The organism is Deltaproteobacteria bacterium (assembly GCA_016219225.1).
In the GTDB taxonomy this organism is placed as follows: Bacteria; Desulfobacterota; RBG-13-43-22; order RBG-13-43-22; family RBG-13-43-22; genus RBG-13-43-22.
Map to the genome: position 1 here is coordinate 20,443 of JACRBX010000116.1, position 15,293 is coordinate 35,735.

The window sequence follows — 15,293 nt, forward strand, 5'->3', positions numbered from 1 at the left end:
GGAGAATGCATTGTTTGATTATTGGGTAGCCATCATTTTGGGCATCGTGGAAGGGTTAACGGAGTTCATCCCCGTCTCCTCCACAGGGCATCTGATCCTGGTGGGACACCTTTTGAGCTTTAAGGGCCGGATGTCCGAGACCTTTGACATTGTCATTCAGCTCGGGGCCATCCTGGCGGTCGTCATCCTCTACCGCCAAAGATTTATCGGCCTTTTACCCAAAAAAGCCTGGCTGAACTGGTCCCAAAGAAATGTTGGGTTTTCCGGCTTACAGGGTTGTTTTTTGTTGGGGCTGACTACCCTTCCGGCCCTCATTATAGGGAAATTCGCCTATAAGGTTATCAAGGGGTATCTGTTTAATCCGACCTGGGTGGCCATAGCCATGGCTGTGGGCGGGATCGGCATATTGATCGCCGAACACCAACGGACCAAAGTTAGGGCTGACTCTCTGGATGGGATTCAATGGTCCCAGGCCCTGTATATAGGTCTCTTTCAGTGTCTTTCCATGTGGCCGGGCATATCGCGGGCCGGGGCGACCATCGTCGGCGGCCTTCTGACCGGCTTGGATCGCAAAACAGCAGCCGAATATTCCTTCCTGGCAGCCGTTCCGGTAATGATCGCCGCTACGGGTTACGACCTTTATAAGACCTGGTCTCATTTCCAGGCAGGAGACCTCGTCTTGTTAGGGATCGGTTTTGGGGTCTCTTTTGTGGTGGCCTATATTACCGTAGCAGCTTTTATTCGACTCCTGGGCCGTTGGACCTTAAAGCCTTTCGCCTGGTACCGCCTGGCCTTGGCCCCGATCATTCTCCTTTTTTGGCCTGATTAAGCCTATAACCTCCGGGAAAAGTCTTCCTTATCCACGCCCGGTCCGCCGCCGGGGAACGGCCCCCCTTAGTTCAGACGTTCATACCGTTCTAAAAAACTATTTTTTTATTATTTAATATATTGATATTATAAATGAATAATATTCTTTTTGTTGAAAACAAAACAAAATTATCGGGGTAATAATGAATAATTTCTTGACAATTAAAATATCGTTCTGTATTTTTATAATTAGAAATATAAATTTTTTAATTTTGTTTATAAAACGTTAAGATAAATAAATAATATTATTCTTTTTCCATGAAAAAAAAGGATCGGGAAGATATAAGAAAAAGCATCATTACGGCAGCAACCAGGCTGTTTGCGGAGCAGGGCTATCAAAAAACCACCATTACGGATATATCCAGGGAAGTAGGGTTGGTCGAATCGGCCATTTATGAATATTTTCAAGGAAAGGAAGACCTGCTTTTCAGTATCCCCTATGATTGGGCCACTGAAAAGATTGAAGAATTGGAGGAACAGCTTTACGGGATCGAAGGTTCTTTTAATAAACTCAGAAAATTTTATTGGTGGTATTTGCGGAATGTGGAGAAAAGTCCGCAAACCGCAATAGTCATCTTTTTAATTTTGCAAACCAATCGGGATTATTTGCAGACCGAGGTATACTCTCAGATTAAATCCCTATTTTCCACGTTAATAAAAATTTTTGAAGAGGGACGAGACTCCGGTGAAATGAGAAAGGATTTGGATCCCTATGAAGCCAGGGCCATCTTTTGGGGCACTATTAATAATAAAGTAACCCGGTGGCTTCTAAAAGGGAGGAATTATCCATTGAATCAAAATCTGGATCATTCCTTCAGCCTTTTAAAAGAGGCTTTTCGACCTCAGGAACAGGTGTAGCAGCGGATCAGTCACTAAACCCCCATACCTGTTAGGGACGAGACACCACAAGGCAAAAAAACCGAATATCGAATATCGAATATCGAATACTGAATGTCGAAGGAAAGGGAAAAACTTTATAATTCGAAATTCAGGGATCTTTTTTTCGTATTAAGCCCTTATGCCCCAGGGGGCGCCGCAGGGCATAAAAATTTTTCTGGGGGCTATGGGCAATAGGAAGGCACAGGGTTTAAGGTTTTTTTCACTTGCAATTTGGAACTTGCCTCTTGCAACTCTCTTCTTTAACCCAGCCCTGACCTCTGACCCCCGTCCCCTGATCCCGTTTTTCATACTTGCATCTTGTAACTTTATTTTCGTCCCGAACAGGAGGGTAAAGTGAGACTACCGAAGTTTACTTATTTAGAGCCAAAGAGTATTGAGGAGGCTTCCACTCTCCTCATGGGGGAAGCAACGGTCAAGATACTGGCCGGGGGGACCGATCTGTTGGTCAACATGAAGCATCGGATTGAAAGGCCTTCTGCCCTGGTAAATCTTAAAAAAATCAAAGGACTGGATTATATCCGGCCCGATGAAGGAGCCATCCGGATTGGGTCCTTGACCTCCCTTAAAAAGATCTCCCAGGATCCTTTCATCAAGGAAAGAATGCCGGTTCTGGCCCAGGCGGCTTCTTCGGTGGGGTCTTATCATCATCAGAGTATGGGAACCCTTGGCGGTAATATTTGCCAGCAAAATCGCTGTAAATTTTTTAATCAGTCGAAATGGTGGCGGAGCACCAACCCCCCTTGCCTCAAAGTGGGAGGGGAAGTCTGTCACGTGGTGCAGAAACAGGAGGCCTGCTATTCCAGTTACTGCGGAGATCTGGCCCCGGCCCTGCTGGTCCTGGAGGCCAAGGTCCTGTTAAAGAAGAATAGGGATTCCCGGGAGGTTTCATTAACGGAATTTTTCTCCGGAAACGGCTTGGCTCCCCTGGCCTTGAAAGGGGGGGAAATCTTAACGGAGGTTATTATCCCACTTCCTTCGGCAGGCAGTTACTCGACCTATGTGAAATTTGCCAACCGGGAAAGCATCGATTTTCCGATTGTCGGTCTGGCCTTTCAAACGTCTCTGGAGAAAAAGGAATACCGTCTGGCCTTTACGGCCGTGGATCGTCGCCCGGTGAGGGGCCAAAAGGTTGAAGCCTTTCTCAAGGGCCTGGACCTTTCCCCGGAAGTCGTGGACGAGGCGGCTCAACTGGCCTCCAAGGAGGCCGCGCCGGTCAAGAATTCCCTTTATGCACCGTCCTTTAAAAGAAACCTCATGGGCCGCCTGCTTCGAAGCGTATTAAGCCCTCAGGCCCCAGGGGGGCGGCACGAAGCATAAAAATAGAAAAAAAAGAGAGGCTATAGGCTATAGGCCATAGCCATTATGAAATTTTTCATACTTGATGGATTTTTTACAAGTCCTTCATACTTGCAACCTGCATCTTGCATCTTGAAACGTTATTTTCTTAATAAACAGAAGGAGATAAACTGATGAAAACCGCCATCGAACTCCATATTAACGGCGACAGTTATGATGCCCTGGTTTCCCCGAATAATACCCTGTTGGAGGTCTTGCGGGAAAAACTGGGCCTGATGGGTACCAAGCGGGGCTGCGACCTGGGGGCCTGCGGGGCCTGTACGGTCCTGATCGACGGGGAGGCCGCCCTTTCCTGTCTCATGCTAGCCCTGGATGCGGTGGGGAAAAAAGTCACCACCATCGAAGGATTGAGCGAAACCGGCGAACTCCACCCTTTACAAAAGGCCTTTGTAGATCAGGGAGCCCTGCAATGCGGCTTTTGCACTCCGGGCATGATTATGACCGCCCAGGCCATATTGCAGGAAGATCCTGATCCCACGGAAGAGATCATCAAGAAGAAAATGGCCGGCAATCTCTGCCGCTGCACCGGATATAAAAAGGTCGTTGAGGCGGTGATGAACGTCCGGACGCCAGCCGGGAAGGAGGATTAAATGGGAACAACCTTCAATGTAGTCGGTCAGCGTTTGCCGATGCACGATGGGGCCGCCAAGGCCAAAGGCACGGCCCAGTTCACGGACGACATTATGCTGCCGGGAATGCTGCACGGAAAAATATTGCGCAGTCCTTTGCCCCACGCCCGGATAGTCCGTATCGACACCACCCAGGCCGAGAAACTCCCCGGAGTAAAGGGCGTGGTGACCGGCTGGGATATCCCGGACCGTCCCTACGGCATCGTACCCAAGGCCCGGGACGAGCATGCCCTGGCCCGGGAAAAAGTACGTTATATCGGCGATGACGTAGCGGCCGTTTGCGCCGTGGACCCGGAGATCGCGGAAGAAGCTCTGGACCTGATCCGGGTGGATTATGAAGAACTCCCGGCCGTCTTCGATCCGTTGGAGGCCATCAAGGAAGGGGCTCCCCTCATCCACGACGGGGTCCCCCACAACACCTCTTTTTCCATTCACAAGGAATTCGGGAATGTGGAAAAGGCCTTTCAGGAAAGCGACTTCGTTTTTGAAGACCGCTTTTATTCCCAGGCGGTCAACCATGCCCCCCTGGAACCGCACGCCGCCGTGGCTCAATACGATCCGTTAAAAGGGGAGCTTACGGTCCATTCCTCCACCCAAATCCCCTTTTTCCTGCGCCGGAACCTGTCGGCGACCCTCATGATTCCCGAATCCAAGGTCCGGGTGATCAAGCCCAAGGTGGGAGGCGGTTTCGGCCAGAAGATCGATATGTTCGCCAAGGACTTCTGCGCCGCCTGGTTCGCCCGCCAGACCGAAAAACCCGTCAAATTCGTCTACGACCGGGAGGAGGTCTTTATCTCCACCCGGCAGCGGCACCCCATGTATATTACGGTCAAGACCGGCGTAAAAAAGGATGGGACTATCCTGGCCCAGCAGTTTCTGGCCCATGCCGACGGCGGGGCCTTCAACAGCACCGCCCCGACCATGATGGCCCTCTCCTGTTACTTTCTGATGATCCCTTACCGGGTCCCCAACCTGATTTATGAAGGGCACCACGTATACACCAACAAACCGGTGGGCGGAGCGATGCGGGGGCACGGCATTCCCCAGGCCCGTTTCGCCGTGGAACGTCAGTTGGACCTGATCGCCGCACGCATCGGGGTGGACCCGGTGGAACTGCGCCTCAAAAACAGCATTCATGCCGGTGAACCGCACCCGGCCAAATTCATTATCAACTCCTGCGGCTTTTACGATTCCCTGAAGCTGGCGGCCGAGGCCATCGGCTGGAAAGAAAAACGGGGGAAACTCCCCAAGGGGAGGGGGGTCGGCCTGGCCGGCGCCTCTTTTCCCAGCGGGGTCAGCAACATGAGCCATATCAGCTCCGGTTCCGTGGTCCAGATGGGCCAGGATGGGGCCGTCAATGTCCTTTCCGGGGCCGCGGACATCGGCCAGGGTGCGGAAACGGTCATCTCCCAGATCGTGGCTGAGGTCCTCGGGGTCCCGATGGAGGATATCCGGATCACCGCGGCCGATACCGGAGTCACCCCCCTGGACCCCGGCACCTTCGGCAGCGGGGTCACGGTGCGGGCCGGGAATGCCGCCCGTCTGGCGGCCGAAGAGGTGCGGGGTAAGCTCTTCCGCTTCGTAGCAGAAAAGCTGGGGGCCGTTCCGGAGGACCTGACGGCCAGTAACCGAATGATCTTTGTCAAGGGATCAGCGGATCGCGGGATGGCCTTGAAGGATGCCATCAAGGGGTACCAGTATGCCGACTTGCCCATGCCGATAGTGGGCCGCTCCGACTGGTTTCCCCCGGCCACCGAACCGACCACCCTGTTCAAGGAAGACGGGAACTTCTCCCCCAACTATTCTTTCATGACCCAGGCCGCCGAAGTGGAGGTGGATCTGGAAACCGGAAAAATAAAGCTCCTGAAGATGGTCACGGCCCACGACTGCGGCCGGGCCATCAACCCTATGCTGGTGGAGGGGCAATTAGAAGGTTCTGTGGTCGGCGGCATGGGACAGGCCCTCTATGAAAACATCATCGTGGAAAAGGGACAGGTCATGAATCCTTCGTTTCTGGATTACGGCTTCCCCACCTTTATGGAAATGCCCGAGATAGGGGCCATCGAGGTGGAAACCGATGACCCGATCGGGCCTTTCGGGGCCAAGGAGGCCGGTGAAGGGACCCAGTTGTCCCCGGCCCCGGCCATCGTCAACGCCATTTATGATGCCATCGGGGTCGATTTCATGGAACTGCCGGTAACGCCGGAAAAAATCCTGGAGGCCTTACGGCGGGGGAAATAATAGGAAATAGAGTTCGGAGTTTAGAGTTCGGAGTTCGGAGTAAACCATTTTCATTCTTCGTGGCGCCCGCGCGAGCATGAGGGTTTAACACGAAAATAACGTTGCGGGTTACGGGTTCCGGGTTCAAAACCGACCTTACTTCGACATTCGATATTCGATATTCGTATTTTCATGCTCGTGGTGCCGCCCTGGGCATGAAGGCTTAATAAATAACCACCAACGGGAGGAAGAACGATGGCGCTTGAAGGGACGAATCCTTTTCCTCAGGAATTGATAGAACGGTACACAACCCGGCGCTGGTGGTCGGGAATTCCTCTGGGTCAAATGCTGGACCGGACCTGCGACCTGTACCCGCAAAAAGAAGCCCTGGTGGCGGGAGACACGAGATTAACCTACCGACAGCTTCGGGAGGGGACGGACCGGGCCGCCGTCGTCTTTCTTGAATTGGGGGTCCGGCAACAGGACCGGGTTCTGTTGCAGATGCCCAATTGGGTGGAATTTGTCTATGCCTATTACGGACTGCTTAAAATCGGCGCCATCCCCGTCTTTTGCATTCCCCGTTTTTCCCTCCGGGAAATGGACCATTTCCGGGGCATCACCGAGGCGAAGATCTGGATGGCCCCTCTTCGATTTGAAAAAATCGATTACCGCCCCCTCATCGAGGCCTTTCAAGCCAGACCGGGTTTTTTAAAACATATCCTGTTGGCCAATCCGGACCAGCAACCCATACTTTCGGGGACCCTCTCTTTTAATGAACTGCTAAAGAAAGTGGATTTGGGCCGCCTTCCGGCAACCGATCTTCCGGCCTGGGCCCCCGACCCTAATGAGATCTGCCACTTGATGCCCACCGGAGGGACTACCGATCTCCCCAAGCTGGTACCGAGGACCCATAATGATTTTTATTGTAATATCGAATATCGGGCCAAGGCCTGGCAGCGATGCCCACAGGATATCACCCTGATCGCCACCCCCTTGACCCATAACATGGCTATCGAGGTTTCGCTGAACCCCACTTTTTTTACCGGGGGCAAGGTAGTCCTCATTGATTCCACCGAGCCCCGGGCCATCCTGGAGGCCATCGAACGGGAACAGGTAACTACTACAATCCTGGTTGTGGCTCAACTCCATCGGGTTTTGAAGGTCCCGGACCTGAAACAGTACGATCTTTCTTCCCTGAAGGTTATTGCCGGAGCCGGTTCCTATGTGCCGGCCGATTTGATAAAAAAAGTCTATGATCGCCTGGGCTGTAAGTTTTATAATGTCTACGGCAGCTCCGAGGGACCCTGCTCCCAGACCAGATTCGAAGACCCCCCGGAGATCGTGCTCCATTCCGTTGGACAGCCCATCTGCCCTTACGACGAATTCAAGGTTATCGATTTTGCCGGGCAACCCCTGCCCCCGGGCCGGGAAGGCGAACTGGTGGTCCAGGGGCCTTGTATCTTCAGGGGCTATTATAAGTCGGAAGCCGAAAACAAAGAGGTCTTTACTGCCGACGGTTTTTATCGGACCGGAGACCTCGCCACCTTCGACCCGGAGGGACGGTTGCTTATCACCGGCCGGAAAAAAGATATCATCATTCGCGGCGGTGAAAACATCAGCGCCAAGGAGGTGGAGGAGTTGATCGGGGGGCATCCCGGGGTGGACCAGGTGGCCGCGGTCGGGATGCCGGACCAGGTCCTCGGTGAGCGGGTCTGCGCCTTCATTAAACCCAAACCGGGCCAGGTCGTTACCTTCGAAGGCATCATCACCTACCTGAAAGCCCAAAGCACCTCCGTGCTCTATCTGCCCGAGCGGGTGGAAATCGTATCGGAGATCCCACTGACCCCGGTAGGGAAAACCGACAAGAAACGGCTCCGGGAAGCAATCCGGAAAAAAATCGAAGGGGAAGCCCCTCTCGGGAACGGGTAGCCCTCGAAGGTAGCGAAAGCTTTTCCCTTTGCGTTCTTTGCGCCTTGGCGTGAAAACAGTTTTTCTATTGGTTAGATTTAGTCGTACGGAAGGATTGAACTCCTTAAACGCCTAAAACGTCCCTGAATCTTTCCACATACCCTCTGTACTCGGCAAGTTCCTCGGCAGTCATCTCATCCGGGAACTGCATTTCCACCTGTGTTATGGCTTTGACAATTTTATCGGCATGGGGCGCCACATTTAATATTTTGGATTTACTGCCATGCTCCAGTTTTATCTTTCCCAACATGAAATCGGTTACGAATTTGTTTTGTTTCCGGAGAATCTTTTTCCACTCCTGCGGGGGAGCCGAAAGGATAAAATCGGAATCTTGAAGGGCCGCCGCTTTGGTAAAAAAAGCCAGTTTGGTTAACCGGCCAGATTCAAAAAAGGACCCGAAGAGGATATCCCGTTCCAGCCCCCAATCCGGATCCGCTTCCACCCGGTAACACAACTTATTGGTAAAGGTCTTAAGCGATTCTTGAAAATTCGGATCGGAATTAAAGGCCTTTTCCGATGCTTCCAACCACTCCGGTGTCAGGTAACGCACTTTAGACATATTCTGCCCCCCTTTTTTTAGATTCTTAAAAGATACCTTTGAGAATTTATACCGATGCGATCCTTGAACAATTCTGGCTCCTGGCTTCTGGATTCCAAAATTTCGTATCAGTTTAGATTTTTAAAAAACAATTTTCACCGCAGAGCCGCAAAGGGCGCAAAGAGGGAATAAATTTTCCTTTCTGTTGAGAGGACAGAAAGGAAAAAGCTTTCGCAACCCTCCGGGGTGTAGGCCCCTCCGGGACGGAGTCCAGAGTTGTTTTGTTCAATCCCGCCTCTCATGGGATTGAACAAAGATGATTCTCTCTGCGTTCTTCGCGCCTTTGCGGTGAAGAAAAACTCTTTTTTAAACAACTTAAGTGTTACAGAATTTCAAATAGGTTTGGTTAGTTCTTCCTCGGCCTTCATCCGGGTAATGATTTCATCCCGTAAGGCTTTTTTATATACTTTTTCAGTAACGGTCAAGGGCAGCCCGTCTCTGAATTCGATAAATTTGGGCACTGCATAGGGCGGAAGATGGAGGCGACAAAATTTTTGAATCGCTTCCGAAGAGACCTTCCCCTTATAGGCCTCTTTTAATTGTATGACCGCCATGACCCGTTCACTTCCCGGTATCAGAGGATCAGGCACCCCAAAGGCGGCAGCCATTCCCACGCCGGGATGGCTGAACAGCACCTCATCTACAGAGGTGGTATAAACCTTCAGACCTGAAATGTTGACCATGTCTTTGATCCGGTCGGTCAGGTGGAAATAACCGTCTTCATCCATGAAGGCCATATCTCCGGTATGGAGCCAGCCGTCGGGGGTAAGCCCTGATCCCGGTTCGGGGAAGTAGCCTTTCATGATCTGCGGCCCCCGGACAACCACTTCCCCGGGTTCGCCAAAGGGGACTTCAACCCCCGTAGCCGGATCGATAAGCCTGCATTCCGTATCCGGTGAGGGGATGCCCAGGCCATTTTTTTCTTTGGCCAGGAAGCCGGTAATTTTTGAAAAGGCGGAAATATTAAAATGGGTCAAGGGAGAGGTTTCCGTGAGTCCATAGCCCTCTGATACGGGGGTCCCCATCTTCTTTTTAATGAGGTCGGCCACTTCTTTGGGAAGAGGCGCAGATCCGGATATGGGGATGGCGTTCAGTTTGCCGATATCGGTTTGCACCATCCGCATGAGCTGGGTCGGAACGGTGGCAATCATTAGAGGGCGGTACTGTTTAATAGTTCGAACGATCAGTCCCGTATCCCTGGGGTCCGGCAACAAAATCACACGCAAACCAAGAGCAGCGGCGGATTGATAAATATAATGTCCATAGGCATGAAAAAGGGGTATGGGGACCAGGATCGATGACTTGCCGGCTACTGCCCGGAGCATGGGCTTAAGCATCCAGGGAAAACCCTGCAGGATGCAGCTTAAGCGGTTATAATGCGTAACCATGACCCCCTTGGGAGTTCCGGTGGCCCCGCCGGTAAAGGCCAACTCACACAAATCCTCCGTCGGATCAATATCTATCGAAGGCGGTTTCCCTTCACCTTTATCGATCAATCGCCTGAATTCATGGACTCCGGAGCGAAGAGGAGCGGATACCCCCTTAACATCAAATCCTTCCGTGGAGGTGACAATGATCTGTTCAAAAGCACATTGCCCTTTTATTTTTAAAATACGGTCCAGATGTTCTTCCCGACAGACCACCACCCGGCATCGGGATCCCTGGATTTCATGGATCAAACCGGCCTCGGTCCGGAGGATACTGGTCGGGACCACCACGCCGCCGGCCTTCATGACCGCCCAGTCGCTGATGATGACTTCAGGACAATTGGGGAGAAAAAGGCAGACCCGGTCCCCTTTTTCCAGACCTGATTCTCTCAAGGCCCGGGCCAGCCTGTCGGTAATGATTTTCAGGTCTCTATAGGTCAGGGTTCTTTCTAAAAAAAGGATGGCCGTTTGCTTGGGCCATTTTTCGGCCGCCCTGTCCAGTAACCGGTAAACCGGTTCCCGGGGATAAGGTTGCAGGCTTTTATCCAGTTTATAAGGCCCGAGCTGATAACTTTTCAGCCAGGGTTTTTCTAAGTAACCCATTTATTCCTTTCCAAAGCTTAATAGTGTAAATCCGTAAACTTCGGGGGTCCCGAATGGAGCGAACAGAACCCACCAAATAAAGCTTTCAACAGCCAGCAGCCAGCATAAGCATTTCTCCGGAGGGTTTTTTGAATACTGACCCCTGATCGCTGATCGCTGCTCTGTTTACCAGACATCCTTTATAAGACCATCCAGGCCCAGTTCCTGCATCTTCTCAGGAGTAGGGATACCGGTGGTTCCATCCCATCCCCGTAACGCGTAATAGGCGTCTTTCAACCTCTCCAGCGTCTCTTGGCTGATCACCTCCCCTGCGGCCGGGCCATCGGGTAGGGGCTCTTCCATCAACCGTTTCGGAAGCGTATCGGATTCCCTGGTAATCCCTTCCCGGACGCAGAAAAGCCGCATAAGATTGAAATTCCGTTCCCCGCACCTCCTGAAATCGGTTACAGTGTAATTCCATCCGGTGGCGGCGTTGATCAGTTCCACAAAATCTTCGGCCAAAAGGAGTATTCCCATGAATTTGCAGGCCCCCATGCAATCAAACATGGTCAGGGCGTTTTCCAGGTCGACTACCACCCTAACTTCTTCCGGATTGGCCAGAAACGGGTCCTCAATGCGGCTGTCATCCACAATAAGGAAGGGTGCATCGATAAAGGTCGGCCCCTGGACAAAGGCGGTGATATGGTCCCCGCCTCGATTGGCCGTAACATATCCCAGGCCGGTAATTTTGGCGGCCCGAGGGTCATAAGCCGGCAACTCAAGCCCCTTAACCTGCATGGCAAAGCGCTCCGAACCCTGCCCGATTATCCCGGACAGGACCTTTGTTCCTTCGGCCAGGAGATTCCCGATGCCTTCTCTACGGGCAATTTTTCCGATCAGGTCGACCACCAGTCCGGGATTTCCGAATTCAATCTCCATCCCCCCGGTTTGTTCATCGGTAAGAAGGCCTTTTTGAAAGCATTCCATGCTGAAGGCAATGGTTGAGCCGGTACTGATGGTATCGAGCCCGTAATCATTACAGAGATAATTGGCCATGGTGATGGCATTCAGGTCCGATACGCCGCAGGCGGCCCCGAACATATTGGTCGTCTCGTATTCGGGCCCTTCTCCCTGGTGTCCTTTCCAGGGCCCTTCCTTGATTTGCGTGCCCCGGCCACAGGCGATGGGACAGGCAAAACACCGCACTTCCTTGACCAGAACCTTGTCGGTCAGGGCTTGACCATTGACTTCTTCTATCCGGTCAAAAACCCCTTTCTGCCAGTTCAAGGTAGGGTAACCGCCTCGGGCATTGACCATGTCGGAAACCATATTGGTGCCGAAGGTCTCAAAACCGACCTTCAGCATGGATTCATTCAAAAGAGTGATCTGTCTACGGGCAATGGAATTGAAGCGTTCCTTTTCCGCCAGATGGATCGCCGCCTTGCCGGAACAGACCAAGGCTTTCAATTTTTTGGCGCCCATTACCGCACCCAGACCGCTTCTTCCGACCGACCGGTGGCTGTTATTCATGATCGAGGCATAACGGACCAGATTCTCTCCTGCCGGACCGATGCAGGCGATGTGCATGTGCTTTCCAAGGGATCCCTTCAGGGCCGACTCCGTTTCCGAGACCGATTTGCCCCACAGAGGCCGGGCATCCAACAACTCTGCTTTTCCGTCTATGATCTTCAGATAAACCGGGTTGGGGGCTATTCCTTCAAACAGGATCCCGTCATAACCGCTACGTTTTAAGGCCGGTCCGAAGTTGCCCCCGCTGTTGCCGTGTCCCCAGATCCCGGTCAAGGGCGATTTGGCCACCACCGAATACCTTCCGGCACTGGCTGCCGCCGTACCGGTCAGCGGTCCGGTCATGAAAATAAGCAGGTTTTCCGGACCTAAAGGATCGGCCCCTTTGGGCACTTCCTGATAAAGGTACCTGGTGGCTAATCCCGGACCGCCAACATATTTTTCCGTCCAGTCGGCCCGGACTTTTTCTTCGGAGACTTTCCCGGTAGTCAAATTGACCCTTAAAAGTTTTCCCATATAGGCAAAAGGCATGATGATCCCCCTTCCCGTATTAAAAGTTCATGGCCCTTTGAAACGTCACGAATCTTGTCTTTCCCCTCCGTCATTCCGGTGAAAACCGGAATCCAGGTGTTATGCTGAGACGAAAATAACCTGGATTCCGGTTTTCACCGGAATGACGGAGAGGTTATTGACGTTTTTTCAAAAAGCTAAACTGATACGAAAATTGTTTTCGCCGAACGCTGAACGACGAACGGTATTTTCGTCCTAAACCCCTATCGGTGCGTCAATGATCTCCCGAACAGGGATATCTTTTATGAGTTCCCTGAAAAACACCTTGGGGTCAATGACACCTTCCGGTGCAAAGACCCCGGATGTCTTGATTTCGCCGCGGGCCAGCATCAGGGCCCCGAGGACCGATGGAAGGGATGTGAGCAGATCGGCATTAGAGCCGCAATTATAAGAAAAATGGACCGGACTCCCGTTTTTTTCTCCATGCACATCGACCCGCAAAACAACCCCTTCGATACCGAACTCACCGTATTCAGTCACCACGGTATCTATTAAAGACTGGACAAAATCTTCCGAAAGCATGGGCAGGCCTAAAATGATATCCGTTCCAACGGCCCGGGCGGGAATGCTTCTCCCGCGCACATCGATTTCGGTTGTTTTGGAAAGGCCGATCTCTTTGAAGACCTTGGCCATTTCGGAAAATTTAGTGGGCCAGATGCCGCCATAGTTGGTCACATCCCTGACCCCTTTGATATAACGCGGAAGGGTTATCGGTTCCGGATGCCCTACCTGGCTGACTTCAAAAGTGCCGATAGGATCGATGAAATTGAAGGCTTTTGTAACGGACATGGCTGGAATCGGGACCCATTGGCCGTCACGGTAGGTAATAATGTCCCCGTCAATGGCGTGGAAATAGTGTTCGACGATGCCGCTACCGGTCATCTTCGGGTCGATGGCCGTCCAGGCCCAGGCCGTATCGATAGCATCTACCCGATCAAGCTTATCGGCCCCTGACCGGGCCATTAGATTCGTTATGCCGGGCGTAGCCCCTAAACCGACAATCACACAGATCCCGGCCTTTCGGGCTTCTCCGTCCAGGGCCAGGATTTTTTCAGTGGCATCTCCGTCATCGCAGACATCGACCAGGTGCTTTTTGGCTTCGATAGCGGCCTTGACAATTCTCTCGCCATAGACATAATAAGGGCCGACCGTGTTTAAGACCACATCGGCCTGTTGCATAGCCTTAACCATATTGCCCATATCATTAGCATCCACTTGTATGGCCGTCGTTTTACCGCCCACTTCGGCAGCCAGCATCTGGGCCTTATCCAAATGGTAATCCGCTACAATGACTTCCATATCCGGCGCCTTTTTAACCAACTCCCGAACCCCTCCGGAACCGATATGACCGGCCCCACCCAACGCTAAAATTTTCATCATTAATCTCCTTTTTGCTTTTTTTATTTATTTTTAATCATACCGCTCATGCTGACATCGGAACGGTTGAGCCACAGAGCCGGATAGGAATAGGAATGGTAGGCGGTGCTGTGGGTATCGATATGGTCGAGGGCCAGGGTGTGAAACTGGTTGTAGGTGCCCATCTCGGGGATAAAACCCCAGACGGCATCATAGGTCCGATATAAACGTCCCTTTTGATCGTAGCTCTCGATATGATGGGGATAGAGGATTTCCTTATCGACATAAAAGATACGCTTGCCGTAAACGTAATTTTTATCCAATTGGGTCAACTGGACGACCCAGCAGGGCCGGCGCTCAAACTGGAGGTTTTTCAAAATAAACCCTTCTTTGGAACTCATATAAGGCGCTCCATCGGTGGTGATGGGGACCAGAAATTCCCCTTCTCCGATCAACTCGTATTTGTAGGGGTACCGTTTCGGACTCAGCTTCTGGTTAAATCCTTGCCAGTCTTCATAAATGATATCCTGGCCCACGGCCGGGTCCTGGGTGTCGGAAGCGGTCAGTTTCCGAATGCGCCTGATGCTGTTGATATACATGAGAAAGAGGTCGTCCTTGGTGGGATCGATGTAAGAGGTCATACTGATAATGTTCCCGAACAGGTCCCGCGGGGCCTGGCTCATATATTGGGAAGCCCTTGTCTCGCCCTGTTCCCTGGCCCGGGAATCCAGCCAACCCAGAGGTGCCCATTTGATCCGGCCTTGCGCCCTCATGGTATAGGCCGTGGCCATGCCTTCGTAATCATTGCGCAGATCACCGGTATATCCGAAGACGTGTTCCCAATAAAATTCGCCGTCCAGGTTATAACTCTTGTCCCAGTTGTAAATGATCTGCTGGGCCTGGTGCGCTCCGGAAGGCCTGGGAAAGGGGAATCCGGCTACATAAGACTCATTAATTATGTATCCGTTTTTGTCTTCCCTGACGGTCCCCATATATTTTTTAGTCGCCTCGGCCACCGGCAGGGAGTGGTAATATTGTCTGGTGGGGACAATTTCGATCTCGGTAAAATTACAGGCATGCCGTTTACCCGAGGCCGGTGTGGGGTTAAACCGGTCATACATCAGCTTCCACATCATTTTGTCAAAGGGGAATTTGGTTTTGTCCTTGTAGGTGTATTTGCCCGGTTTGATCTCCGGATACACTTTACCGACCACATTCGGGGCCTTGAATCCGATGGTCTCAGCCCAGACCTTTTTCATGGTCTCCACGTCGTAGGTTACTTTTTTGTAGGCC

12 protein-coding genes are annotated in these 15,293 nt (G+C 52.0%); 6 read left to right on the forward strand and 6 right to left on the reverse strand.

The features are described from left to right. The first annotated feature begins 10 nt into the window (after positions 1 to 10). Together HY879_10490 and HY879_10495 are read left to right on the forward strand one after the other, a co-directional pair. Positions 11 to 829 carry an undecaprenyl-diphosphate phosphatase gene (locus HY879_10490; GenBank protein MBI5603773.1) on the forward strand — a complete coding sequence of 273 codons (819 nt, stop codon included), beginning with the start codon at positions 11 to 13 and terminating at the stop codon, positions 827 to 829. 296 nt (positions 830 to 1,125) lie between these two features. Further along, positions 1,126 to 1,725 (forward strand): TetR/AcrR family transcriptional regulator, encoded by a 600-nt coding sequence (locus tag HY879_10495; GenBank protein ID MBI5603774.1) that lies wholly within the window; start codon positions 1,126 to 1,128, stop codon positions 1,723 to 1,725. A gap of 150 nt (positions 1,726 to 1,875) precedes the next feature. Here the strand turns inward: HY879_10495 and HY879_10500 are convergent, their stop codons facing one another. Next, positions 1,876 to 2,055, reverse strand: a complete 180-nt coding sequence (locus HY879_10500) for a hypothetical protein (protein MBI5603775.1) — start codon at positions 2,053 to 2,055, stop codon at positions 1,876 to 1,878. 45 nt (positions 2,056 to 2,100) lie between these two features. Here HY879_10500 and HY879_10505 point away from each other — a divergent pair, with 45 nt between their 5' ends. From HY879_10505 to HY879_10520, 4 genes are all read left to right on the forward strand, one after another. After that, the gene (locus HY879_10505) at positions 2,101 to 3,084 is read left to right on the forward strand and encodes an FAD binding domain-containing protein (protein MBI5603776.1); all 984 of its coding nucleotides are present in this window, start codon (positions 2,101 to 2,103) and stop codon (positions 3,082 to 3,084) included. 149 nt (positions 3,085 to 3,233) lie between these two features. Beyond that, on the forward strand, positions 3,234 to 3,713 hold the full coding sequence (locus HY879_10510) for a (2Fe-2S)-binding protein (protein ID MBI5603777.1): 480 nt from the start codon (positions 3,234 to 3,236) through the stop codon (positions 3,711 to 3,713). Then, positions 3,714 to 5,993, forward strand: coding sequence for a molybdopterin-dependent oxidoreductase (locus HY879_10515; GenBank protein MBI5603778.1), 2,280 nt, complete (start codon positions 3,714 to 3,716; stop codon positions 5,991 to 5,993). It abuts the gene before it with no gap. Between the two features lie 234 nt (positions 5,994 to 6,227). After that, positions 6,228 to 7,901 (forward strand): AMP-binding protein, encoded by a 1,674-nt coding sequence (locus HY879_10520; GenBank protein ID MBI5603779.1) that lies wholly within the window; start codon positions 6,228 to 6,230, stop codon positions 7,899 to 7,901. Positions 7,902 to 8,004: 103 nt separating this feature from the next. On the opposite strand, the gene HY879_10525 is transcribed toward HY879_10520, so the two are convergent. From HY879_10525 to HY879_10545, 5 genes are all read right to left on the reverse strand, one after another. Then, positions 8,005 to 8,499 (reverse strand): hypothetical protein, encoded by a 495-nt coding sequence (locus HY879_10525; protein ID MBI5603780.1) that lies wholly within the window; start codon positions 8,497 to 8,499, stop codon positions 8,005 to 8,007. Between the two features lie 371 nt (positions 8,500 to 8,870). After that, positions 8,871 to 10,568: an AMP-binding protein gene (locus HY879_10530; GenBank protein ID MBI5603781.1), complete on the reverse strand. Its 1,698-nt coding sequence runs from the start codon at positions 10,566 to 10,568 to the stop codon at positions 8,871 to 8,873. Between the two features lie 165 nt (positions 10,569 to 10,733). Further along, on the reverse strand, positions 10,734 to 12,605 hold the full coding sequence (locus HY879_10535) for an aldehyde ferredoxin oxidoreductase family protein (protein MBI5603782.1): 1,872 nt from the start codon (positions 12,603 to 12,605) through the stop codon (positions 10,734 to 10,736). A gap of 234 nt (positions 12,606 to 12,839) precedes the next feature. Beyond that, a complete protein-coding gene (locus tag HY879_10540) occupies positions 12,840 to 14,024 on the reverse strand; it encodes a saccharopine dehydrogenase NADP-binding domain-containing protein (protein ID MBI5603783.1) in 1,185 nt (394 codons plus the stop codon). Between the two features lie 20 nt (positions 14,025 to 14,044). After that, positions 14,045 to 15,293: DUF1329 domain-containing protein (locus tag HY879_10545; GenBank protein ID MBI5603784.1), on the reverse strand; the 1,249-nt coding region annotated here is incomplete at its 5' end.